Source organism: Bradyrhizobium sp. CCBAU 11430, from assembly GCF_028128855.1.
Classification (GTDB): Bacteria; Pseudomonadota; Alphaproteobacteria; order Rhizobiales; family Xanthobacteraceae; genus Bradyrhizobium; species Bradyrhizobium ottawaense.
In genome coordinates this window covers 1-1,261 of sequence record NZ_LBJV01000016.1, presented here as the reverse complement: position 1 = coordinate 1,261, position 1,261 = coordinate 1, and the positions used below count along the sequence as shown (strand labels likewise).

The following is a 1,261-nucleotide window of genomic DNA, read 5'->3' as shown; positions in this document are numbered from 1 at the left end:
TCGGAGATCTATGTGATTCCTATTGCGGCACTCCATGGTTTGGACGGGGGTGCTGCGATGTTGTCACGGATTGACTGGACGCTGGGCCGGTTCGGGGATCGTCGTCTCGATAAAGGGGGGCGGCGCTCGCTGAACGCATGGTTGCGGGCAAAACTGTCTGCCTTCGGCAGCTCTCCAGGGGGAACCGCGCGCTGGAAGTGCGGTTCAACCGCTTTCTTGGCCATGACAAGGTGACGGTGGATCGGATCATCGAAAGCTGGAGCAATAGCACGGGCCCTGCCGTGGAAGGCCGCCACGTGCTGGCCATCCAGGACACCAGCGAGATCCACTTCAACACCACGCCGCAACGCCGGCGCGGGCTCGGAGAAATCGGCAAAGGCAATAACCACGGCGTGCTGCTGCACCCGCTGCTGGCCGTGGACGCCGACGACGGCAGCTGTCTTGGGCTTTTGAGCGGGCAGATATGGACGCGCGCAGGTCGCCGCACGACCTCGCATGATGATCGGGAATTATCGGACAAGGAATCGCAACGCTGGATATCGACTGCCGTGGCGGCAAGGCCGCTGCTCACCAAGGCCGCGGCGGTGACGGTGCTGGGTGACCGCGAGAGCGATATTTTTGCCCTTTATGCCAGCTCGGCCAAGCAACATTTCCACGTCATCGCGCGCAGCATGCATGATCGCAAGCTTGCCGACCGCAGCAGCCTGTATGAGGCCAGCGATGCCATGGCCGCGGTGGACCAGCGTATGATCCAACTGCCTGCGCGCGCCGCGCGGCCGGCTCGCCTGGCCCACCTCGAACTTCGCTTTGGCGCAATCGAGCTCGCCCGCCCGCAGAATAAGTTCTTGCACCATCTGCCGAAAAGCTTGCCGCTGGCGGTGGTCGATGTGCGCGAGATTAACGCCGAAACCGGCATAGAGCCGCTGCACTGGCGGCTTCTCACCTCTCACGAGGTCACCAGCATCGAGGACGCCTGGCGCATCGTCCAATGGTACAAGCAGCGCTGGATCATCGAGCAGTTCTTCCGCATCCTGAAGACACAAGGCCTCAAGCTCGAAGACAGTCAGATCGGATCCGCCGATCGGCTTCTCAAGCTGGTTGCGATCGCCGCCAAGGCGGCCGTCATCACCATCCAGCTTCTGCAGGCCCGCAATGGTGGTCGCCAGCCCATTCTCGCGGCCTTCGACAACGGCCAAATTGGCGCGCTCACAGCCCTCAACCGGCAACTCGAAGCCGCGAGCAAGCGACTAAAGAACCCACA

At 62.4% G+C, this 1,261-nt stretch carries 1 protein-coding gene; it reads left to right on the top strand.

Going from position 1 to position 1,261, the window contains the following annotated elements:
* Nucleotides 1-137: 137 nt before the first annotated feature.
* Nucleotides 138-1,261 (top strand): IS4 family transposase (locus XI04_RS08115; RefSeq protein ID WP_271623551.1); only part of this gene is annotated, 1,124 nt, incomplete at its 3' end.